This is a genomic window from Streptomyces sp. MNU76 (genome assembly GCF_020982545.1).
Taxonomy (GTDB): domain Bacteria; phylum Actinomycetota; class Actinomycetes; order Streptomycetales; family Streptomycetaceae; genus Streptomyces.
In genome coordinates this window covers 154,332-176,353 of sequence record NZ_JAJKLK010000005.1, presented here as the reverse complement: position 1 = coordinate 176,353, position 22,022 = coordinate 154,332, and the positions used below count along the sequence as shown (strand labels likewise).

Below are 22,022 nucleotides of genomic sequence, written 5' to 3'. Positions count from 1 at the left end.
CGAGCGATCGCATGAAGCTGGACTCGATGTACCAGGAAGTCATCCTGGACCACTACAAGCACCCCCACGGGCGGGGCTTGCGGGACGGTGACGCCGAGGTACACCACGTGAACCCGACGTGCGGCGACGAGATCACCCTGCGAGTGAAGTACGACGGTACGACCATCGAGGACGTGTCGTACGAGGGCCAGGGCTGTTCGATCAGCCAGGCCTCGGCCTCCGTGCTGAACGACCTCCTCGTCGGCAAGGACCTTGACGACGCGCGGAAGATCCAGGAGACCTTCCTGGAGCTGATGCAGTCCAAGGGGAAGATCGAGCCGGACGACGCGATGGAGGAGGTGCTGGAGGACGCGGTCGCGTTCGCCGGTGTCTCCAAGTACCCCGCCCGGGTCAAGTGCGCCCTCCTCAGCTGGATGGCGTGGAAGGACGCGACGGCCCAGGCGCTGGGCGCCGACGCCGACGTCGAAAGGAAGACGGCATGAGCGAGACCCTGGAGATGAAGCCGGCCTCCGAGGAGGAGGTCCGCGAGGCCCTGTACGACGTCGTCGACCCCGAACTCGGCATCGACGTCGTCAACCTCGGCCTGATCTACGGCATCCACATCGACGACGCGAACATCGCGACGATCGACATGACGCTGACCTCGGCGGCCTGTCCGCTGACGGACGTCATCGAGGACCAGGCCAAGTCCGCCACGGACGGCCTCGTCAACGAGCTGCGCATCAACTGGGTCTGGATGCCCCCGTGGGGCCCCGACAAGATCACCGACGACGGCCGTGAGCAGCTTCGGGCGCTCGGGTTCAACGTCTGAGATGTGACATGGGTGTGGCCCCCGGCGAATCGCCGGGGGCCACACCCATGTCCGCGGTGGTGTCCTCCGGTCAGGAGAAGCCCTTCACCAGGCTGAACGTGGCGTCCGCGTAGAAGGAGCCGCTGTGTTCGGCGCGTTCCAGGCGGAGCTGGTAGTTGCGGTGGCGGACGAAGTAGCCGGGGTAGTTCACCGACTCCAGCAGGATCGAACCCGAGTAGCCGGAGCGGGGGCAGAAGGTGGCGTCCTGCTGGAAGAGGCGGGAGCCGTCGTTGCCGGACACGCGGAGCACGAAGTTCTGGTGGCGCACGTAGCGGCCGTCGGCCATGCGGAACGAGTAGCAGGAGGAGTTCGCGAGGCCGGGGACGACCTTGAAGGAGGAGTCCTCCTTGGTCTCGCTGCCGCTGCGGGAACTCACCTGGTCCAGCTGGATCACACCGTCGCGCAGATGCCAGTAGCGGTCCGGGTAGTTGACGGACCGTACGGACTTGCGCGTGGTCGACGTGGACGGCGGCTTCTTCGTGGGCGCGGGCGACTTCGACGGCTCGGTGGTCGGCTTCGCGCCGCCCTGCTGCTTGTCGTCGGACGCGTCGGAACCCTTGGAGCCGTCGGCGTCCTTGCCCTTGCCCTCACCGTTCTTCGCGTCGGCCCCGGAACCCTGCGGCTCCGACAGACCGCTCTTGCCGTCCGGTGCCGAGGTCGCGGGGGGCGACGTGGGCGGCAGCGAGAGGCCGGGGAGCACCCGGTCGTCGGCGGCCGTGGTGCGCCCGTTCTTCTCCGACGCGTCGTCAGGTCCGCTGCCCTGGAGGGTGATCGCGGTGACGCACGACGACACGACGGCGAGGGCCAGGGCGCCGGCCAGCCAGAGGCGGCGCGTGCCCGGTATTCGGGTGTCGTTCGGGGCGACACCCGTCTCCCACACCTTCGCGGATCTGAGCACCGGAAGGTTGGGCGTGGTCTGGTCCGGATCAGGTCCGGGCATTTTTGGCGGCATGCGCGGTTCCTTCGGCGTCGCCAAAGGCGGACGCGAATCGTCATGCGGATCAGGGAGGGTGGTACGTGTCACCCGTGTATGCAAACCCTGGCGGTCGTCACACAATCGGGAGATTGACCGTTGAAACAGTAGTGGACCATGGGGCGTGCGGGGAGCCCTTTCCGAGAGCGCTTCCATAACAGAACGGCCCCGAATGCAGACACCTCACGATGCCAACGCGTCAAGCTGCGGCGGCGAGTTCGGTGGGGAACGCGGTGTGTTCGTCGAACAGCTGGCGGTGTTGTAGGCAGTGGTAGAGCTGGCCGATCATGCGGTTGAAGAGGTTGCGCTGGGCGGCGGCGTGCCAGTCGCCGTGCTCGCGTCGTCGCCGGCAGTGGGCGTTGGCTCCGGCGGATGTCCGGAGTGAGGCGAAGGCCCAGAGGTAGCCGGCGTGATTGAGCCGGTCGTTCTTCACCCACCGCCGTGTGATGGACGACTTCTTGCCGGAGGCCCTGGTGATGGGCGAGGAGCCGGCGTATGCCTTCAGGCCGCGGGCGTCGGCGAAGCGGCTGTGGTCGTCCCCGATCTCAGCCAGGATCCGGGCGGCGAGCTGGATACCGAGCCCGGGGAAGCTCAGCAGGATCTCAGCGTCCGGATGCTGAGGGAACGCCTCTTCCACCGCCTCGGCGAGCTGGTCGGCGGCGGTGCAGGCGGCTTCCAGCTGGAGAAGGAGGGCGAGCATCTGCTTGCCGAGCGCGTTCTCGACCAGCGGCGGCTGGTGGGCCCACTCGGCGCGGAAGACCTCGCGGACGCGGTCGGCCTCAGCCTCGATGCCGCGCTTGCGGCCTGCTCGTTTAAGGGCGGCCTGGAGCTGGGTGCGGGTCAGCCGCGCGGCCCGGGAGGGAGTCGGTGCGGCCTTGAGGAGTTCGCGGGCTTCGGGGCGGCACAGGCCGTTGGTCCAGGTGGCGAAGGCTTCCAGGGCGGCGGGGTAGTACTCGCGCAGCAGGGAGCGGAGCTGGTTGGCGATCTGTTGTCGGTTCCACAGCGCGTCCTGCTGGGCGCGGGCCAGGACGGCGATAGCGCGTCCGAGTTCGGAGTCGCCCGGCAGCGGCCGGTGGGCGTGCATGTCGGTGCGCAGGATGTTCGCGAGCACGAGTGCGTCGCCGGGGTCGGACTTCTTGCGGGAGACGGAGTGCCGGTCGCGGTAGCGGGCGGCGGCCAGCGGGTTGATCGCGAACACCTTGCGTTTGCCGGTTCGCAGCACGGCAACCAGCAGGCCGCGGGAGGTCTCGATCGCCACGGGGATCGGGTTCTCCTCGGTGTCGCCGTGCTCGGCGAGCAGGTCCAGCAGCAGTTTGTAGCCGGCCGCGTCGTCGGTGATGTGCCGCTTGGCCACCAGCGCCCCGGCATCGTTTACCAGGGCGACGTCGTGGGTTCGTTCCGCCCAGTCGATTCCGCAGTAGATCAAGGTTGTCCCTCCCCGATGTGCAGGTGTTTGCGCTGGTGACGAGCGCATGCGGGCCACGCGAGCGACCTAATCCCAGGCATCAACCGTCCTGCGGATGTGCCTCCACCTCACTAGCCGTTCGTGGCACCAGTGCACCCCACGGGCCTCGGTCTGCGCGGGAGCTCGGACGGCTCGGGCGTATCAAGAGGTCACCGTGCGGCAGGCTCGCACCACCAACACCAACGAGTGATCAAGAATCGGTGTTGACGCTCGACGGCCCTGGACGGCGCCGCTCTGGCTGGAGGCATCAAGGCCCAGACCGCACAGGCGTCCGTCCAGTGCCGACGAGCACCAGCGCCCGTCGACGGTGGTGGCGGCCCCGCTGCACCGCATGTCGCCGCTCTGCCTTGAGGCATCACACGCCAGGGCCTCTTGGGGCATCCATACGGCGCCCACGCGACCGCCACCACGATGAGCACCAGGACCGCGCACGCTGTCTAAAGCGAGGCGTTGCCCGCCCGGCAGCCACGAGGTGTCACGGTCCGGCACTCGAACATCCCGGGAGCCAACCGCTTCCTCGGAACGCCCTTAGCAACGGATTAGGGCCTCTTGGGCCTGCGCGGCGGTCAATTCCGCCCATAAGCGCGCCTGTGCCGCATGATGTGTACAGGCGTACGCATCATGTGTACGATCGTACACATGGGATATCTGTTGCTCGCCGCGGCCATAGCCGCCGAAGTGGCCGCCACCACCGCCATGAAGTACAGCGAGGGCTTCAGCAAGCTGTGGCCCTCCCTGGTGACCGGGGTGGGGTACCTCATCTCCTTCGTCCTGCTCGCCCAGGCGCTGAAGTCGATGTCGATCGGCACCGCGTACGCGATCTGGTCCGGCGTCGGCACCGCGACGGTCGCCGCCCTCGGACTGGTGCTCTTCGGGGAGGCGTTGAGCTTCGCCAAGATCTCCGGGATCGTGCTGATCATCGCGGGGGTCGTGGTGCTGAACCTGGGAGGCGCCCACTGATGGCCCGGCGCTACGACCCCGAGCGGCGGCAGCGGATCATCGACGCGGCGATCCGGGTCGTGGGGGAGAAGGGCATCGCCGGGCTGAGCCATCGCTCCGTGGCCGCCGAGGCGGACGTCCCGCTCGGTTCGACGACGTACCACTTCAAGACCCTCGACGACCTCATGGTCGCCGCGCTGCGACAGGCCAACGAGCGGTACGCGAAGGCCGTCGCCGCGCGCGAGGCCCTGCGGGACCCCGGCACCGACCTCGCCGCCGAACTGGCCGCGCTGGGCGGCGAATGGTTCGCCGGCGACCGTACGGGCCTGGAGGTGGAGTACGAGCTCTACCTCGCCGCCCTGCGCCGCCCCGCCCTCCGGCCCGTCGCCGACGAGTGGGGCCGGGGCTTCGCCGAATGCCTCGCCGAGCGCACCGACCCGGTCACCGCGCGGGCCCTCGTCGCCCTCGTCGACGGCATCTGCCTCCAGGTCCTGCTGACCGGGGCGCCCTACGACGAGGAGTACGCGCGGGAGGCGCTGGCGCGGGTGATTCCCTGAACCGCGAACCTCTTCCGGCCCATCGGCGAACAGGAGGTGACACGAAAGCCGGCCAAGAAGAGCGGTTGTGACGAGCGGGGGGAGAACCTGGTGAGCGGACCACCGCCATGGGTGGGCGGAACGGCGGGCGGCAGGGCGGGAGCGAGGCGAGGCGGACGTGAGGCGGGGCGGGCGCCGCCGAGATCGCCTCCCTCCTCGACGCCGACGTCCAGCCGCCCCTGGGGCTAAGCCTCGCGGGGTGCCGCGCCAGCGCTGAGCCAGGGGACGGCCACGGCGCTGGTTGAACGACCGGAGACGTACGGCGTTCGCGGTACGCAGCACGTTCGCGGTACGCAGCACATCGAGGACTTCGCCGCCTGGGGCCGGGCGGCCCGTCCCACGGGGTGGGCGGGCCGTCCCGCAGGCTGGGCGGGCCGACCCCGTATGTCCGTAAAGTGCCCGGCCCCTGAGACGTCCCCGGCGCGGGTTGGCCCGGATGCGCCCCGGGCGGTTAGGTTGCCCTCATGACCGACACGACTGCACCTCGTACCACCGGCGCCGTGGCCGCCGGCCTCGCCACGATCGCCGCCGACGGCACCGTCCTCGACACCTGGTTCCCCGCGCCCGAGCTCGCCGCCGAGCCGGGCCCCTCCGGCACCGAGCGGCTGACCGCCGAGCGCGCCGCGGAACTGCTGGGCGGTGGCGCGACCGCCGCGATCGGGCAGGACACGCGCCGCGGTGTCGAGGTCGTCGCGGTCCGCACGGTCATCTCCTCGCTCGACGAGAAGCCGATCGACACGCACGACGCATACCTGCGCCTCCACCTGCTCTCCCACCGCCTGGTCAAGCCGCACGGCCAGAGCCTGGACGGCATCTTCGGCCTCCTCGCCAACGTCGCCTGGACCTCGCTCGGCCCGGTCGCCGTGGACGAGCTGGAGAAGGTGCGCCTCAACGCCCGTGCCGAGGGTCTGCACCTCCAGGTCACGTCGGTGGACAAGTTCCCGCGGATGACGGACTACGTGGCCCCCAAGGGCGTCCGGATCGCCGACGCCGACCGCGTCCGGCTCGGCGCGCACCTCGCCGAGGGCACCACGGTCATGCACGAGGGCTTCGTCAACTTCAACGCGGGCACCCTCGGCACGTCGATGGTCGAGGGCCGGATCTCCGCCGGTGTCGTCGTCGGCGACGGCTCGGACATCGGCGGCGGCGCCTCCACCATGGGCACGCTCTCCGGCGGCGGCAACGTCATCATCTCCATCGGCGAGCGCTGCCTGGTCGGCGCCGAGGCGGGCGTCGGCATCGCGCTGGGCGACGAGTGCGTCGTCGAGGCCGGCCTCTACGTCACCGCCGGCACCCGCGTCACCATGCCCGACGGCCAGGTCGTCAAGGCCCGCGAACTCTCCGGCGCCTCGAACATCCTCTTCCGCCGCAACTCGGTCACCGGTACGGTCGAGGCCCGCCCGAACAACGCGGTCTGGGGCGGCCTGAACGAGATCCTGCACAGCCACAACTGACCCCGTAAGGGTTGCTCGGCGTGACCTTCGTGCGGTGTAGGCAGATGAACTGTCGGACGCAGTGTCCGATGAATCGCCGAACCGATGAGATGAGGGGCCGAGGGATGAGGAACGACCGGGCGAGGACCGTGGCGCGAGTGGTCATGGCAGGGCTGGCCGCGGTGCTGGTGTGCGGGGTGTCGGCCGGCGCCGCGCACGCCGACGAGACCAACCATGCCTCGCACAACGGTCCCCGGATCGGACTCGTCAACGTCGGGCAGGTCGACGACCCCATGGAGGACGTGCTGGAGCACACCCTGCTGTTCGGCGACGGGTACCGCTGGGGCTGATCGCCCGCCGGTACGGCCGGCACGGCTTGCCGTCACAGGGTCCGGGGCCCGTACGCGTTCACGCGCGTACGGGCCCCGAGCCGTTCCCCGGTACTTTTCTTCGCCGGCCCGGCATAGCGGCGGGCGGGACGGCGCGTCTCAAGGGGCACAGGGCGGACACAGGGACCGCCGGGGGAAGAGAAGGTGACGATGGATGCCGCGGGGCAGGAGAGTTTCCGGGAGTTCGTGGCCGGGCGGTCGTCGGCGCTGCTGAAGACGGCCGTGCTGCTGAGCGGCGGGGACCGGCACGCCGCCGAGGACCTGTTGCAGAACGCGCTGATCAAGGCGGCCGGGCGCTGGCACCGGATCGACGAGCCGGAGGCGTACGTACGGCAGATCCTCTACCGGCAGCAGGTCAGCCGCTGGCGGCTGAAATGGCGGCGGCGCGAGCTGACCGTCGCCGAGCCGCCCGAGAGCGGCGGCGGTGTCGACGGCGTGGCCGGTGTGGAGCTGCGGCTGGTGATGCGCGGGGCGCTGGCCCGGCTGACCGCCCGCCAGCGGACCGTGCTGGTGCTCCGCTACTTCGAGGACCTGCCGGAGGGTGAGGTGGCCCGGATCCTCGGGTGCTCCGTGGGGACCGTACGGTCCACGACCCACCGCTCGCTCGCCCGACTGCGCGAACTCGCGCCCGAACTGGCCGCGCTCGGACACGCCGCGGCCGAGCAGCAGCCGTCCCGTGACTTCTCGCCCGTGGAGGTGCGTCCGTGAACGTCGATGAACTGGTGCGCGACTCGCTGCGCGAGCAGGCCGCCGAACAGCCGCCCCTGGCGGTGGACTTCGCCGAGCGAGTGCTGACCGTCCGGCGCCGCCGCCGGACCCGCAGGTTCGCGACCGTCGCCGCGGCCACCGCCGCCGTGGTCGCCGTCGCGGTGGCCGTGCCCCTGCTGGACTCCGGCAAGGACCAGGTACGGCTCGCCACCGAGGTGAACAAGAGCGACATCATCGCCCACCCCGACCAGTCGCCACCGCGCGACCTGATCGCGGCGGGGGACGTGGCGCTGGCCGCGTACTGGACCTGGGACACCGTGATCGACAAGAAGAAGGACACCGCCGTCGGGAAGCGTTCCTACTCGATCCTCGACCAGAAGACCGGCAAGTACGTCGCGGATTCCCGCTGGTCCATGGTCGCGGTCGCCCCCGGCATGCGAAGCGCCGCCGTCCTGGAGACGGAACTCCCCGCCAAGCGGATCGGGCTGCTCGACCTGCTCACCGGCGAGGTCGAGCGCTGGATCCCGGTGGACCGGGGCGTGGCGAGCGTCGAGTTCTCGTCCGACGGCACCAGGCTCGTCGCCACCACCTACAGCAAGAACCCCGACGTGCTGACCAAGGCGGCCAACGACGCCGACGGGGACGGCAAGAAGAACGACTACATGCCGTTGCACTCCGAGTCGTACCGGACCGGCTTCTACATCGTCGACGTCGGCTCCGGCAGCAGCGAGTGGAGCGCGGTTCCGCAGGAGAAGGAGGAGGAGTTGTTCTTCGTCAATTCCCGTCAGGACTTCTCCTTCAGCGGTGACGGCAAGCTGGTCCGCTCCGGGCTCAGCATGGAGCCGCACGACCAGTACTACGACCTGAAGGGTGACAAGGTCGCCAAGCCGGCCGACGAGAAGTACCTGACCTGGTCGGTGGAGGCGCGGCTCTCCCCGAACGGCAAGCTCGCCGCCGGTGGTTTCGCGGGCGGCGCCAAGACCACCGCCTCCGAGATCCTCGACCCCCGCACCGGCAAGCGGCTCCACAAGGTCCGCGGTCAGCAGCTGCTCGCCTGGGTCGACAACGAGCGGCTCATCGCCTGGGACATCGCGGCCGACGGCAGCAACGAGTTCCACAACGGTCTGGTCCTCGTCACCATCGGCAGCGAAAGGACGATTCCGCTCAGCGGCGCCCGCAAGGGCAACGACGGGGCTCCCGGGCGCTGGAACCCGGTCTTCGCCACCCGCTGACCGACCGGCGTCGGATCTCAGGTGCTCACCAGCCGTTCGTACGCGGCCAGCAGTCCGTCGGTCATCTCCTGACCGGCGGGCCGCAGTGGTGCGCGGACCGGGCCGGACGGGAGACCGAGTCGGCCGAGGAGTGCCTTCGCCGTGACGGAGCCGGGCAGGCCGGAGGCCATCATCAGCTCGGTGAGCGGGACGGCCAGCCGCTGGAGGCGGGCCGCCTCGACCGTGTCTCCGGCGTCGAACGCGTCGAGGATCGAGCGGAAGTGGCGCGGCACCGCGTTCGCGACCGTCCCCACGTAACCGGACCCGCCGACCGCGTAGAGCGCGAGGACGTACTCGTCGCAGCCGGTGTAGTACGCGAGCCCCGTCTCGGCCAGCACCTTCTGGGTGCCGAGGAGGTCGTACGCGCAGTCCTTCACCGCCACGATCCGGGGGTGGTCCGCGAGCCGGATCATGGTCTCCGGTTCGATGCGGGTACCGGTGCGGCCGGGGATGTCGTACAGGGCCACGGGCAGCCCCGTGGCCTCGGCGAGCTCGCGGAAGTGGGCCTCCACGGCGTCCTGCGGGGGCCTGCTGTAGTACGGCGTGACCGCCAGCAGGCCGTCCGCGCCCGCCTTCTCGGCCGCCAGCGCCAGCTCCACCGTGTGCCGGGTGTCGGCGGTGCCCACCCCGGCCACGATCGCGGCCCGCTCGCCGACCGCCGCACGCACCGCGCGGATCAGCTCCGCCTTCTCCGTGTCCGTCGTCGTCGGCGACTCGCCCGTCGTACCGGACAGCACCAGCCCCTCGCACCCCTCCCGCACCAGCCGGTCGGCCAGCCGCTGGGCCCCGTCCAGGTCGAGCGCGCCGGACGCCGTGAAGGGGGTCACCATCGCGCAGAGGGCGCGGCCGAAGGGGGTGGGGCGGTGGACGCGAGTCGGAGGAGCCGTGGGAGCTGTGAGAGTCAAGGGAGCCATGGGGGTAAGTCTCGGCGGGCTCATTGTGAAGCTCCACTTAATTCTCCTACGAGATATGCGGAAGCCTTGCTACGGAGAGGGGCGTCTGCTGCCTGTCTACGGGTGGATGTGCTGGTGAGCGCAGGGGTAGTGCGAGCCGGTGGGGGTACTCGGGGCGTCCCGATGTGTGAGGAGGCGACACCGTGACCGGGACCACCGAGACCAGGCCCACGCGATTCGTGCGCTCTGTGCGATCCGCGCGTCCGGGGCCGGCGGAACACGACCATCACTCCGTGGGCGAGCTGGTGGGGCAGGCCACCGAGCAGCTCTCCCTGCTCGTACGACAGGAGGTCGCCCTCGCGAAGGAGGAGCTGGCCGAGAAGGGACGGCGCGCGGGGCGCGGCGGTGGGCTCCTCGGCGCGGCCGGCGCCGTCGCCTACGTGGGGTTCATGACTCTGGCTGCGGCGGGGGTCGCGGCGCTGTCGCTGGTGCTGGACGTGTGGGCCGCCGCGCTCATCGTCATGGCCGTGCTGTTCGTGATCGCCGGTGTACTGGCCGCCATGGGGCGCGCGCAGTTGCGGCGGGCCACACCTCCCCGGCCGGAGCTGGCGCTCGACAGCGTCAAGGCCGACGTGGACGAGATCAAGGGGAGGGCCCGGCGATGACGCACGCATCCGGTACGGCCGGTGCTTCCGGCGGCGCGACCAATGGTTCCGTGGGCGCCAAGGGGCCCGACGAACTGCGGCGGCAGATCGAGCAGACCCGGGCGCAGCTCGGTGACACGGTCGAGGAGCTGGCCGCCAAGGCCGATGTGAAGGCGAGGGTGCACTCCGCGTGGGAGCGGGTGCCACGGGAGGCGGTGGTGGTGGGCGGCGCGACCGTCGCGGTGGCCGCCGCGGGGGTGCTGGCCTGGCGCCACTATCACTAGGGGGTGTTTCGAAAGTCCCGCACAGCACCCACGGCGCCCGGCACGCACTCTCGCCGCACCGGCCGAAACCCCAAGTACGTCCAGTACGAGGGCTTTCGTCCGGCACGCCGAGAGCACGCACCGGACACCGCGGGCACCGCACAGGACTTTCGAAACACCCCCTAGGCTTGTTCTTTATCTACCAAGATCTTCCGGGCTTGCCGATGGCCTTGAGGGTCTCGGGGCGTTTGACGGTCTTGCCGACGTCGTAGCGGGGTGCCCGGTGTCTGTTCTTGGCGCCGGGTGGGCGTCCGGGGCCGGCGCCTTGGGGTTTGGGAACGCGGGCCGGGCAGGCGAGGTGAGCGCGGATGTTCCTGAACCCCCGGCGGACCCGGGCCGGGCTGAGCCGGTCCGGGGTGGTGGGTTTCTCCCAGGGCCGGCGGAGGTCCGTAGCGAGCGGTCGGGCGAGCCGGAGCTGGGTGTGAGCGACGATCAGGATCCAGGTCCAGCGGTCCGCCGCCTCGGGAGTACGGAGCTTCGGGGTGGTCCAGCCGAGGGTCTGTTTTGCGAAGCGGAAGGTGTGCTCCAGATCGAATCGACGGAGAAATGCCTGCCAGAAACGGTCCACATCGTCCGGGGTGGCGCCGGTCTTCGAGGACCATAACCACACCGGCGGCGCGTCTCGTTCCTTTGACAGGTGCTCGACCTTCAGTCGAATCAACGTGCCCTCAACCAGGGGTAGTTCACCGTCGTGGTCGAGCCAGGACGAGCGGTGGGTGAGCCTTGGGTGGACTCGGTCCCATGCCTGAGTCTCGGCCTTGCCGTAGTTGCTGGTGTCGGTGACGGTGGTGATCGCGGGCTCGGGCCAGGTCTCCGGCCTGGTGAAGCGGAACTCCGGGCCGTGCTTGGGCGGCCATTCGTCCCCGGCCGGCGGGACGGCTTCGGCAACCGCATGACGCGGTCGGACCGGACCCTGCCGACCAGCTCGACGGGCAGGTCACGCAGGACCCACGCCAGGCGGGTGACGTCATAGCCGGCGTCGCTGACGATCACGATATGCGGGTCCCCGGTCTGCCACTGGCCAGCGGTGACGAGCCGCTCCACGACGCCCCGCAGCTGGGCGGCGGTGATGGCGGTCGCGTCGTCCGCCGGGCCGAGCCGGACCGCGTCCAGGATCGCGGTCCAGGACGTGGCGCCCGGCTCCAGCACGGCCACGAAGGAATAGGGCCAGCCCGGAATGAACTGTGACGCCGTCTTCGCGCGGCCGTATACGTGGCAGAACAGCCGCTCGGCCGAGCACGGCGCGTCCGAGCGAAGCCACGGCGACACGTCGACCGCCAGGACCAGGCGCCCGCCGTCGAAACGCGGCAGCGACAGCCCGGCCAGCACGGTCCGCAGCCGGCCGACATCGATCCGTCCGTGGTTCAGTCCGCCGTACATCGCGCCGTGCCCACGACGATGCTCGGGCAGCAGCGTCAGATCCACCGGGGACTTCACCGCCCCCTCCGCACACAGCACCGCGTCGGTGAGTTCGAACAACTCGTCGCGCCGAGCCGTCAGACACTCGTAGAACTCGCCCCGGAAGCGTGACGCTTCCGCGAACGCTTCACTCCGGACAGCATCACGCAGCAGACTCACCCTCACGGCCTTCGTCGTGGTCACGTGCACCTTGGTCGGAGCACAGGATCAGACGAAGGCCGCCCCCACGTCCGGCGAATCCCCAGGTGAGCGACCCAGTTCGAGACACCGTTCGAGACCGAAAGAAAAAGAACAAGCTAGGGGCGGCCGACTCCCGGCTGGCTGTTCCGGCGGGGGTGACTGACGCCTGCGCCGCATGTGCCTACGGTGCGAGCGCCTGACGCCTGCGCGGCTCACCCCGGTGGTGGTGGGCATGCCGGGCGTCGGGCGTTGGCTGTTGGCTCACTCCTCTGCCGACGAGCCCGGCGAACCCGATGAGCTCGGCGAACCCGTCGTGCCCAGCGTGCCCGTCGTCCGGGCGCGGGCCTCCCGTAAGGCGCGCAGGCGAGGCGGCCAGGTGCGGGTGTCGCGTGGCTCCACGTAGGGCTCTTCCGTGGGGGAGCGGCCCTCGGCGATGGCGCGCTCCCGGGAGAGCTCCGCGTCGAATTCCAGGCCCAGGAGGATCGCCAGGTTGGTGAGCCAGAGCCAGATGAGGAAGACGACGGCTCCGGCCAGCGCGCCGTAGGTCTTGTTGTACGAGCCGAAGTTGGCGGCGTAGACGGCGAAGCCCGCGGACGCGGCGAGCCAGATCAGCGTCGCGAGGACTCCGCCGGGGCTCACCCAGCGGAAGCCCCGGCCACGGACGTTGGGCGCGGCCCAGTACAGCAGCGCGATCATCAGCGTCACCAGGACCAGCAGGACCGGCCACTTGGCGATGTCCCACAGCGCGATGGCCGCGTCGCCGAGCCCGATCGTCGTGCCGGCGCGTTCGGCCAGCGGACCCGTGAAGACGACGATCAGCGCGCTCGCCGCCAGCATCAGCATCAGCACGAGGGTCAGGACGATCCGCAGTGGCGTGAGCTTCCACACCGGGCGGCCCTCCGGCAGGTCGTACACCGCGTTGGACGTACGGATGAACGCCGCCACGTATCCCGACGCCGACCACACCGCCGCCAGCAGGCCGACGATCGCCAGCACCCCGCCCGTACCGCCGCTGTCTCCCAGTTGCACGACCGCGTCCCGCAGGATGTCCCGCGCGGGGCCCGGGGCGAGGTCGCCGATGTTGTCCAGGATCCTGTCCGTCGCGCGCTGTCCGACGACCCCCAGCATCGACACCAGCACCAGCAGTGCGGGGAAGATCGACAGGACGCCGTAGTACGTCAACACGGCGGCCCGGTCGGCGAGTTCGTCGTCCTGGAACTCCTTGACGGTGCGTCGCACCGCCGCCCACCACGAGCGCCCCGGCAGTCCGGTGGGACCGCCCTCCACGCCCTCCGCGCCCTCCCCGCCGGTCCCTGGCGCCTTTCCCACCCGCTCGGCCTCCGGCCGCCGCCTCTGCTCCATGAGCGGCGGGTCTCCCGAAACCCGGCCCCGAATCGCGGACTTGACCTGAATCTTGGTTGAGGTTGAAGGGTGGTCGGTGCGCGCACACCGAGTACCGATCATGGGAGAGCAGCATGAGCACGACCCGTCGTACGGACCTCCACCCCGTCCTCGACCGCCCCGACGTCGGGGCGTCCCTCTTCAGCACCTGGGAGGTGGGCACCCCCGACCGGCAACGCCGGACCGTCGAGGCCATCGCCGACACCTGGGAGCGGCGGCCGTGGCCGACGGAGGGGCTGTTGGGGTACTTCGTCTACACCGCCGAGGACGGTTCCGGCCTGCTGCACCATTCGCAGTGGGCCGACGAGCAGGCGTACGAGGCCTTCGTCAAGACGCGGCGGCAGGAGCGCAACGACGCCATCGACACCGCCGTCCCCGGGATCGAGCGGGTGGGGCTCCACCGCTATCGGCGGTACCGCAGTCTCACGGGTGGGCAGGACCGTGCCGCACGCGTGCCCGGGTGCGTCGTGATCGTCGACGTCGCGTTCGACGGTCCGGACCCGGCGCGACAGCGTGCCTGGGTGGACGCCGTGGAGGAGGCGCTCGCCGCCGAGCCGGACGCGCATCCCGGCGGTATCTCCGCCCACTTCCACCTCGGCACCGACGGCACCCGCGTCCTCAACTACGCCGAGTGGGAGACCGCCGAGCATCACATCGACGCCATGGCCGCGCCCGGCGAAGGCGTCGGCTCGGCCTCACCGCTCTGGCAGCGCGTACAGACCTGGCCCGGACTGCTGGAGACCGGCTCGGTCAAGCGGTACGCGTACGCCCTCGGCCTCGTCCCCGGCTGAGCCCGACGGCTCCCCGCCCCGGCTGAGCCCGACGGCTCCCCGTCCCGGAAGCGGCCGCGCGACCGGGACCATCGCGCGCCATCACTCACCGAAAACTGGAACCGTCTGGACAAAAAAAGTTTTCGGTGAGACGGTGGAGCCATGTTGGACGTCACCGTGATCGAGGACCCCGAGGCGGCGGTCGTCTCGCTGGACCCCATACGTGCCCGGCTGCTCGCGGAGCTGGCGGCCGGTCCCGCGTCGGCGGCCATGCTGGCCGGGAAGGTGGGGCTGCCGAGGCAGAAGGTGAACTATCACCTCAAGGCACTGGAGAAGCACGGTCTGGTGGAGCTGGCGGGGGAGCGCCGCAAGGGCAATGTCACGGAGCGGCTGATGCGGGCCACGGCCGCGTCGTACGTGATCTCGCCGCTCGCGCTCGCCGCCGTACAGCCGGATCCGGACCGATTCCGGGACCAGCTCTCCGCGCGCTGGCTGCTGGCGCTCGGCGCCCGGCTGGTCCGGGACGTCGGCACGCTGATCACCGGCGCGGCCAAGGCCCGCAAGCGCCTCGCGACCTACGCCCTCGACGGCGAGGTCACCTTCGCCTCGGCCGCCGACCGTGCCGCCTTCGTCCAGGAGCTCACGGCGGGGGTGAGCGCGCTCATCAGCAAGTACGACGCCCCCGACGCCCAGGGCGGCCGGGGTCACCGGATCGTGGTCGCCCTCCACCCGACGGTCAAGCCGCAGCCCGCCGACGATACCGACCGGCCCGACCGGCCCGAGGTGCCCGCACTCCCCGTCCAGCCCGAACCGCCCGCCCGGTGAGACCCGTTGAGGAGCACGTCATGCCCAAGGAATTCGAGATCGCCCGTGAGTTCGAGGTCGACGCCACCCCCGAGGAGGTGTGGGAGGCCGTCACCGCCGGAACCGGCGGTTGGCTGTGGCCGATGGAGGCACCCGAGCCGCGCGTCGGCGGCAAGGGGCCGTTCGGCTCCGAGGTGACCGCATGGGACCCGCCGCACCGGTACACCAACCGTGTCGAGGACGTGGAGGGGATCTCCGAGCAGACCCTCAACCAGCTCGACTACACGATCGAGCCGCGCGAGGACGGCCGCCGCGCCTGGGTGCGGTACGTGCACAGCGGCGTCTTCGTCGACGACTGGGACAACCAGTACGACGGCGCCGCCAAGCACACCGCCTTCTACCTGCACACCCTGCGCCAGTACCTGACGCGCTTCGCGGGCCGGAAGATCACCGCGTTCGCCACCTTCGACGGCCCCGAGGCGTCCGGCGGCGCGGACGCGCTCACCGTCGTGGGACGGGCGCTCGGCCTCGCGGACGACACCGCCGAGGGCGCCCGCGTCCAGGCCGAAGGGCCCGGCGGGAAGCGCTTCGAGGCCGTCGTCGACTATCGCGACCCGTACTTCATCGGCCTGCGCACCGACGACGCCCTCATCCGCTTCTTCGGCCGCAACCACTGGGGTCACCGCGTCGGCATGAGCGTCCACGACTTCGCGCCGGGTGCCGACGCGGAGGCCGACGAGACCGCGTGGAAGGGCTGGCTGAACGGAGTGTTCAGCCAGCCCTGAGAACACGGCATCCCGTCGGCCTCGCGGGTGCTACGGCTTGAAGCGCAGCACCTGCGGGTCGTGGTCGCTGATCTGGTCGTTGAACTCCGCGTTGGTGTGCACGCTGTCGTACGTGAAGTCGCACGAGCGGCGGATCGACGGACTGATCAGGATCTGGTCGAGGACTTGCGTGTTGCCCTGGAAGACGTACGAGTAACGCTCGCTCCTCGGCAGCGACTTGACCGCCGACCACAGGGCGCCGCCGTCCTCCAGCAGCTCGGTGGTCTTCGAGAACTCGAAGTCGTTGATGTCGCCGAGGGCGATGACGTCCGCGTTCTTCTCCTTCGCCAGGATCTCCTTGACGAAGGTGTTCACGGCGGTCGCCTGGAGGTGGCGCTCGGTCTCCGAGACGCGCTTCGGCGGCTGGAACTCCGAGTGCAGCGACTGGTCGCCGCCCTTGGACGCGAAGTGGTTCGCGATCACGAAAACGGACTTGCCGCGGAAGGAGAACTCGCCGACCAGCGGCTTGCGGCTGTTCGTCCAGGCGGCGTTCGCCGGGTCGATTCGACCGGGGGAGACCGTCAACCGCGCCTTGCCGTACGCCTTCGTCACCCCGACGGCGGTCGTCGCGTCGCCGCCGGCACGGTCGGTGAAGGAGACCCGCTCGGGGTTGAACAGGAAGACCTGGCGGATGTTGCCGCCGGGCTGGCCGCCGTCCGCGAGGTTCACCGGGTCGATGGACCGCCAGTCGTACGTCGGGCCGCCGGCCGCCGAGATCGCCTCGATCAGCTTCTTCACCGTCTGGTCGGCGGCGACCGTACCGTCGTTGGTGGCGCCGTTGTTGTCCTGGATCTCCTCCAGGGCCACGATGTCGGGCGACCGCAGGTTGTGCACGATCGCCGCCGCGTGGTCGGCGAAGGTGGTGTCCGAGGGGTCCAGGTTCTCGACGTTGTACGTCGCCACCGCCAGCTCACCGCGCCCCTGCTTACGGGTCGTCTCGCGCTCCAGGCCGCCCTGCTTGAGGGTCCCGAGCTGGTTGGCCACCAGCGTGTAGCCGCCGAACTGGTTGTAGTCCAGGGGGCCGGCCGTGGCGCCCTTCAGGGTGTCGCCGACGTTCGCCTTCGGGAAGTCGGCGACCGCGCCCAGCGACTGGATCTGGAGCCGGCCGGTGTTCTGGGAGGTGTAGGAGCCGTACACCGTCCCGCCGCGGCGGTTGGCGTTCTCCCAGGGCTTGACGGTGACCCACAGCTCGGTGAACGGGTCGGTGGCGCCCACCACTCGGGCGTCGGCGACCTGGACGTTCATGCCCTCCAGGGACTCGTAGCGGTCCAGGGCGTACGTGCGGGGGGCGAGGGTGCGGCCGTTGATCGAACCGCCGGCGGCGGTGTCACCCGTCGGGGCGTACCGGTTCGGCACCGACCTGGCGTCGACGACGGTGGGGGCGGGGACGGCGTTGCCCGTGGAGACCACCGTGATCGTCGGGCGGGTGATCTGCGTCACGGACTGGTTTCCGGACGAAGTGCCGCCCGGCACGAACTCGGAGACCGTGCCCGCGACCGACACCGCGTCGCCCACGGAAACGGTCGGCCGGGAACTGGTGAAGACGAAGACGCCCTCACTCGTGGCCGGGTTCGAGTCCGCCTGGGTGTCCTGGATCCAGAAGCCGCGCGAACCGTAGGTGCGGACGCCCGTGACGATGCCCTCCACCCCGGTCACCTGCTGACCGGCGAGCGGGGACGTCCGGGTCGTGCCCTGGATGTCGTGGATGCGTATGGAGTCCGCCTCGGCGGGCGAGGTCAGGACCACGGCGGACACCGTGGAGCAGATGGTGGCGACGGTCAGCGCGCCGATGCGCGCGGTTCTCTTGCTCGGCAAGGGGATCCCTCCGGGGACGTACGTGAGCGCCGGGACGAGAGTGGACGGGGGGTGGCCTGCGACCGGTGGGGCGGTGCGACGCGCGTAGAACCCCGACGGACGCCGGCGGGGCTCGATGGACCCGGGCGGTCGCGCCAGTGGGTGGCCCTGTGATCCGCGCAGAGCTACCCGTGAGTTTCTACGCGCGTCAATCTCCTGCCTGGTCACGCCAGTTGTCAAGGTTTCAGCCACACCCAACTCCTGGCAGGTACATGAACCGGGCGGCATGGGCTCAAATCCGTCTAGGCTGAGCGGCTGCGTACTCGTACGCGTATCCCCCTCGGGGCCGTCTCTCGGCGGCCCCGAACCGCTCGGCCGCTGTTCGTCACTTGTTCCGATGTTCCGAGGAGATCCCCGCCGATGTCAGACAGCTCGCCACTCCCGCCGGTGCGGCTCCTCTCCGAAGCGGAACTGGCGCGGGAGGCGCTCGCCACGCCGCTGCTTGCGCGCGCCGCGCGGCTCGCCCGCTGGGCCGGCCCGGACACACGGGTGGGCGCCGGGGGCGAACTCGTCGACGAGCAGTTGCCGGAGGCCGCCGGGGTGCTCGGGCTCACGGGTGAGGGGCGGGGAGCGCGGGAGCTCCGCGAGCGCCCGGGACACCGGGGACGCCGGGAGCGTCGGCGGTGGTGTCGGCGGCGCCGGTGGTGTCGACGGTGAGGACGCGGCGGCCCTGGCGAGCGAGGCGTGGCGGGTGGCCATGGACACCGGGCTCGTCGAGATCGTGGACGAGGAGGCCGGGACGGTCGCCGTCGGCGAGGACCTCGCGCTCCTCACCTCGGGCGGACCGCAGGACGTGCTCGGCATCTGGCTCACCGCCCTGGAGACCACCCTCGCCGACGCGAGCGTGCCCGACCTCGACGGCCTCGTCGAGGCCATGGACTCCGGCGGCGAGATCGACTTCTCCCGGCTGGACTGGGACCCCGACGCCGAGGCGGACTTCCTCGACGGGGTGCTCCGCAACCTCTACCTCCTCACCGCCGGCGAGGGCGGCCCCGAAGGGCCGGTACCGCTGCCCGCCCTCGCCGCCTCGATGATCGTCCCCGACGACATGGGCGAGCCCACCAACGACGTCCTGGAACAGGTCTCTGACGCCATGATGCGGCTCGACGACCAGTTCAGGGTGCTGGAGCCGATCGGGCTGGTGGAGTACCAGCCGGTGGACGAGGCGCTGATGACGGACGCGGAGGAGGCCGTGGCCGCCGCCGAGGGGGTGGGCGCGCCTGTCGTCGACGACACCGATGTCACCCGGTACGGCATGGTCCGGCTCACCCCGCTCGGGCTGTACGGGGTACGGGCGCGGCTCCAGGAGGCCGGCGTGGCCGCGCCCGCCGTGGGGGACCTCGTCGACAAGGGCGCGGACGTGCTGCTCGACGGCACCGCCGCGTTTCCGCCCGCGGCGGCCCAGGCCGAGACCGAGCAGTGGCTCGCCCGTCGTGAGTCGCTGGCCGCGGCGCGGGAGCTGCTGGCCGCGGCGCGCGGGTCCGATGCGGGTGCTCCGCTGCGGCGGCTGCGCTGTCAGCAGGCGCTGTCCCTCGTGGGGGCGGTGGCCGAGCCGGCCCTCCGGGACGTATTGGACGACCCCGAGCTGGGTGGGCTCGCCCGGGTGTGGCTGACCGAGCGCGGGGCGGGGGATGTGCCGGCGCCGTCCGAGGCGATGGTCTTCTGGCTCACGATCGACACGGTTGCCGCGCAGTTGGCCGCGGAGGGGAACTCGGCGGAGCTGAGGGCGTTGGTGGAGGGGTTGGCCGCGCAGCACGGGTCGTTCTTCGCGGCGGCGTGGCGGGTGGATCATCCTGCGACGCCGGATGTGCTGGAGGCGATGGGGAGGATCCACCCCGACAAGAAGGTGGCGAAGGAGGCCCGGAAGGCGGCGTTCAAGGCGCGGTCGCAGATGGGGCCGGGGGGTGCGGGCGCCTGACAGCACGGCGGCATCGTCCTCGCCGAGGACGGCGAAGGTGTCCAGCACCTGTTCGGCGCCGCCGACAGCGGCCGTACCCACCCGATCGCCCGCAACGACCTGAACTTCGGCACCGACGAGGAGCCGGAGTGCAGCGAGTTCACCGGTGTCACCTTCTCGCCCGACGGAAAGACCCTCTACGCCGACATCCGGACTCCGGGAATCCTGCTCGCCATCACCGGGCCCTGGAAGCGGCAGAAGCGGTGAGTTAATTAGTTGGCCCGGCCCGTGGCCCGGCTCCTAGAGTGGTGCCTGTCCAGGTGCGAAGGCAGGACCTACTTCCACTCATAATGGGGCGGCCGCGGGTTCGAGTCCCGCCACCGGTACCAACTCGCCGGTGTAGCTCAGGGGTTAGAGCACCTACGTCGGTTCCGCCGGCTTCGATCTCTGGACACCCAAAGCTTTACGCACCTCCCGGTGCGACACGATCTCGGGAGGCGCGGCAGATGGTGGGTGCCCGGTGCGAAGGCAGCGGATACTTCGGGAACTGGTGGGGACGGCTCCTCATGCGGGTTCGAATCCCGTCATCGACCCAGGGTCGGTGTGGCGGAACGGAAGACGCGCCAGTTGATAAGCGCCGCCGCCGAATTCGACCTCGGGCCCCTTCCCTCTGCCGCGCCTCCTCCCAGAAATCAGACATCTGAAGGTCGATATCCGAAACCCGGTATCGGAACAGGAATTCCACGCACGAAGTCCGAAGTGCTGAAGAATTCGGGGGGATTCATCATGGCGCGATTCAACACGAAGGCAGGCAAGGCGCAGCCCACCTCCCGGGTCACCTCGACGGGGCGAGTGCTCCGTACGTACGAGGGCGGCCGGGGCCGTGAGCGGGACGAGCGCTCGGAGCTGTTCCTGCTCTCGCTCGCCAACTTCGTCGCGCAGAAGACCTTCTACGAGAGCGGCGAGGACCGCGACGACCGGTTCGCCGCGCTCGTACGCCGACTCGCCGTCACCGACCCGGTGTGGACGGCCGGGCTGCTCGGCTGGCTGCGCGGGGAGGGAAACCTCCGTACGGCCTCGATCGTGGGCGCCGCCGAGTACGTGAAGGCACGGCTCGACGCGGGCGTCACCGACGGGCCCACCAACCGCCAGGTCGTCGACTCGGTGCTGCGGCGCCCGGACGAGCCGGGCGAGCTGCTCGCCTACTGGACCTCGCGGTACGGGCGCGCCCTGCCCAAGCCCGTGAAGCGGGGCGTCGCCGACGCCGTACGACGGCTCTACCACCCCAAGTCGCTGCTGAAGTACGACACCGCGTCCAAGGGCTACCGCTTCGGTGACATCCTGAACCTGGTGCACGCGGCGCCGGACCCGGCCAAGCCGTGGCAGGGCGACCTGTTCCAGTACGCCCTCGACCGGCGCCACAACCCGGACACGGCGGTCGTGCCCAGGTCGCTGCCCGTGCTCGCGGCACACCGTGACCTGATGGAGCTGCGGCCCGCGAAGCGGCGCAGGGTCGTGACCGGCTCGGGGGGCGCCCAGCGGCTCGCGGACGCGGGCATCACCTGGGAGGCGTTGGCCGGTTGGCTGCAGGGGCCGATGGACAAGGCGGCCTGGGAGGCCGTCATTCCGTCCATGGGGGCCATGGCTCTGGTGAGGAACCTGCGGAACTTCGACGAGGCGGGCGTCTCCGACGAGGCCGCGGCCCAGGTGGCGGCACGGATCAGTGACCCGGCGGAGGTCGCGCGGTCGCGGCAGTTCCCGTTCCGCTACCTCTCGGCGTACCGGCACGTGCCCTCGCTGCGCTGGGCGTACCCGCTGGAGCAGGCGCTCGGCCACTCGCTGGCCAACGTCCCCGCGCTCCCGGGCCGGACCCTGGTCCTGGTCGACCGCTCGGGTTCGATGTTCTACTCGCGGCTGACCGACCGCTCGTCGCTCACGTACGCCGACGCGGCGGCGATCTTCGGCACGGCGCTCGCGCTGCGGGCGGCCGACGCGGATCTCGTCGAGTTCGGGAGCACGAGCCGGGCGGTGAGGTTCGGCGCGGGCGAGTCCGTGCTGAAGATCATCGGCCGCTTCGGCGACCTGGGCGGCACCGACACCACCGAGGCCGTCCGCCGCCACTACAAGAAGCACGACCGGGTGCTGATCGTCACCGACGAACAGGCCACCTACAGCCACTACGGCGACCCGACCGCGCAGGTGCCGGCCGACGTCCCGGTCTACACCTGGAACCTCGCCGGGTACCGGGCGGGCCACGGCCCCTCGGGAAAGGCGAACCGGCACACCTTCGGCGGTCTCTCGGACGCCGCCTTCCGGATGGTTCCGCTGCTGGAGGCGGCACGGGACGCCGACTGGCCGTGGGCGGTGGAGTGACCCCTCGGCCGCTGAC

General features: G+C 70.6%; 19 protein-coding genes and 3 pseudogenes. 16 read left to right on the top strand and 6 right to left on the bottom strand.

Going from position 1 to position 22,022, the window contains the following annotated elements:
• The first annotated feature begins 11 nt into the window (after window positions 1–11).
• Window positions 12–482, top strand: a complete 471-nt coding sequence (sufU, locus tag E4N62_RS14165) for a Fe-S cluster assembly sulfur transfer protein SufU (RefSeq protein ID WP_184895563.1) — start codon at window positions 12–14, stop codon at window positions 480–482.
• Window positions 479–811, top strand: coding sequence for a metal-sulfur cluster assembly factor (locus E4N62_RS14160; RefSeq protein WP_020130530.1), 333 nt, complete (start codon window positions 479–481; stop codon window positions 809–811). The genes sufU and E4N62_RS14160 overlap by 4 nt, the downstream gene beginning before the upstream one ends.
• Before the next feature lie 70 nt (window positions 812–881).
• Here the strand turns inward: E4N62_RS14160 and E4N62_RS14155 are convergent, their stop codons facing one another.
• Both E4N62_RS14155 and E4N62_RS14150 read right to left on the bottom strand, forming a co-directional pair.
• A complete protein-coding gene (locus tag E4N62_RS14155; RefSeq protein ID WP_230214438.1) occupies window positions 882–1,790 on the bottom strand; it encodes an AbfB domain-containing protein in 909 nt (302 codons plus the stop codon).
• Window positions 1,791–2,022: 232 nt separating this feature from the next.
• Window positions 2,023–3,297, bottom strand: a complete 1,275-nt coding sequence (locus tag E4N62_RS14150; RefSeq protein ID WP_230214436.1) for an IS110 family transposase — start codon at window positions 3,295–3,297, stop codon at window positions 2,023–2,025.
• A 630-nt stretch (window positions 3,298–3,927) separates the two neighbouring features.
• Here E4N62_RS14150 and E4N62_RS14145 point away from each other — a divergent pair.
• From E4N62_RS14145 to E4N62_RS14120, 6 genes are all read left to right on the top strand, one after another.
• Window positions 3,928–4,248: a multidrug efflux SMR transporter gene (locus tag E4N62_RS14145; protein ID WP_184895565.1), complete on the top strand. Its 321-nt coding sequence runs from the start codon at window positions 3,928–3,930 to the stop codon at window positions 4,246–4,248.
• A complete protein-coding gene (locus E4N62_RS14140; RefSeq protein ID WP_230214433.1) occupies window positions 4,248–4,784 on the top strand; it encodes a TetR/AcrR family transcriptional regulator in 537 nt (178 codons plus the stop codon). Before E4N62_RS14145 ends, E4N62_RS14140 begins: the two co-directional genes overlap by 1 nt.
• A gap of 503 nt (window positions 4,785–5,287) precedes the next feature.
• A complete protein-coding gene (gene dapD, locus E4N62_RS14135) occupies window positions 5,288–6,277 on the top strand; it encodes a 2,3,4,5-tetrahydropyridine-2,6-dicarboxylate N-succinyltransferase (RefSeq protein ID WP_184895571.1) in 990 nt (329 codons plus the stop codon).
• A gap of 104 nt (window positions 6,278–6,381) precedes the next feature.
• The gene (locus tag E4N62_RS14130) at window positions 6,382–6,606 is read left to right on the top strand and encodes a hypothetical protein (RefSeq protein WP_184895576.1); all 225 of its coding nucleotides are present in this window, start codon (window positions 6,382–6,384) and stop codon (window positions 6,604–6,606) included.
• Between the two features lie 189 nt (window positions 6,607–6,795).
• On the top strand, window positions 6,796–7,353 hold the full coding sequence (locus E4N62_RS14125) for a SigE family RNA polymerase sigma factor (RefSeq protein ID WP_230214859.1): 558 nt from the start codon (window positions 6,796–6,798) through the stop codon (window positions 7,351–7,353).
• Entirely contained in the window at window positions 7,350–8,585 is a 1,236-nt protein-coding gene (locus tag E4N62_RS14120) for a WD40 repeat domain-containing protein (protein WP_230214432.1), read from the top strand. The genes E4N62_RS14125 and E4N62_RS14120 overlap by 4 nt, the downstream gene beginning before the upstream one ends.
• A gap of 17 nt (window positions 8,586–8,602) precedes the next feature.
• Here the strand turns inward: E4N62_RS14120 and dapA are convergent, their stop codons facing one another.
• Complete coding sequence (dapA, locus tag E4N62_RS14115; protein WP_230214857.1) at window positions 8,603–9,454, bottom strand: 4-hydroxy-tetrahydrodipicolinate synthase; 852 nt, start codon at window positions 9,452–9,454, stop codon at window positions 8,603–8,605.
• A 266-nt stretch (window positions 9,455–9,720) separates the two neighbouring features.
• On the opposite strand from dapA, the gene E4N62_RS14110 reads away from it, so the two are divergent.
• Both E4N62_RS14110 and E4N62_RS47965 read left to right on the top strand, forming a co-directional pair.
• The gene (locus E4N62_RS14110) at window positions 9,721–10,182 is read left to right on the top strand and encodes a phage holin family protein (protein ID WP_374116986.1); all 462 of its coding nucleotides are present in this window, start codon (window positions 9,721–9,723) and stop codon (window positions 10,180–10,182) included.
• Window positions 10,179–10,445, top strand: a complete 267-nt coding sequence (locus tag E4N62_RS47965; RefSeq protein ID WP_268269386.1) for a DUF3618 domain-containing protein — start codon at window positions 10,179–10,181, stop codon at window positions 10,443–10,445. Before E4N62_RS14110 ends, E4N62_RS47965 begins: the two co-directional genes overlap by 4 nt.
• A gap of 178 nt (window positions 10,446–10,623) precedes the next feature.
• Here the strand turns inward: E4N62_RS47965 and E4N62_RS14100 are convergent.
• Both E4N62_RS14100 and E4N62_RS14095 read right to left on the bottom strand, forming a co-directional pair.
• Window positions 10,624–12,062: pseudogene (locus tag E4N62_RS14100) on the bottom strand (NF041680 family putative transposase).
• Between the two features lie 282 nt (window positions 12,063–12,344).
• Window positions 12,345–13,445: a YihY/virulence factor BrkB family protein gene (locus E4N62_RS14095; protein ID WP_230214431.1), complete on the bottom strand. Its 1,101-nt coding sequence runs from the start codon at window positions 13,443–13,445 to the stop codon at window positions 12,345–12,347.
• A gap of 113 nt (window positions 13,446–13,558) precedes the next feature.
• On the opposite strand from E4N62_RS14095, the gene E4N62_RS14090 reads away from it, so the two are divergent.
• The 3 genes from E4N62_RS14090 to E4N62_RS14080 all read left to right on the top strand — a co-directional run bounded on the left by E4N62_RS14090 (window position 13,559) and on the right by E4N62_RS14080 (window position 15,843).
• Window positions 13,559–14,275, top strand: a complete 717-nt coding sequence (locus E4N62_RS14090; protein ID WP_230214430.1) for an antibiotic biosynthesis monooxygenase — start codon at window positions 13,559–13,561, stop codon at window positions 14,273–14,275.
• Window positions 14,276–14,416: 141 nt separating this feature from the next.
• Window positions 14,417–15,079, top strand: coding sequence for a winged helix-turn-helix domain-containing protein (locus tag E4N62_RS14085; protein WP_230214429.1), 663 nt, complete (start codon window positions 14,417–14,419; stop codon window positions 15,077–15,079).
• Between the two features lie 20 nt (window positions 15,080–15,099).
• On the top strand, window positions 15,100–15,843 hold the full coding sequence (locus tag E4N62_RS14080; protein ID WP_230214428.1) for an SRPBCC domain-containing protein: 744 nt from the start codon (window positions 15,100–15,102) through the stop codon (window positions 15,841–15,843).
• Window positions 15,844–15,873: 30 nt separating this feature from the next.
• On the opposite strand, the gene E4N62_RS14075 is transcribed toward E4N62_RS14080, so the two are convergent.
• Window positions 15,874–17,697, bottom strand: coding sequence for an endonuclease/exonuclease/phosphatase family protein (locus tag E4N62_RS14075; protein WP_230214426.1), 1,824 nt, complete (start codon window positions 17,695–17,697; stop codon window positions 15,874–15,876).
• Between the two features lie 399 nt (window positions 17,698–18,096).
• Between E4N62_RS14075 and E4N62_RS14070 the strand changes: the two are divergent.
• The 3 genes and pseudogenes from E4N62_RS14070 to E4N62_RS14060 all read left to right on the top strand — a co-directional run bounded on the left by E4N62_RS14070 (window position 18,097) and on the right by E4N62_RS14060 (window position 22,006).
• Window positions 18,097–19,654: pseudogene (locus E4N62_RS14070) on the top strand (hypothetical protein).
• Window positions 19,655–19,657: 3 nt separating this feature from the next.
• Window positions 19,658–19,900, top strand: a pseudogene (locus tag E4N62_RS14065) (alkaline phosphatase PhoX); the annotation flags it as partial.
• A 519-nt stretch (window positions 19,901–20,419) separates the two neighbouring features.
• Window positions 20,420–22,006, top strand: coding sequence for a TROVE domain-containing protein (locus tag E4N62_RS14060; RefSeq protein WP_230214420.1), 1,587 nt, complete (start codon window positions 20,420–20,422; stop codon window positions 22,004–22,006).
• The last annotated feature ends 16 nt before the right edge of the window (window positions 22,007–22,022 follow it).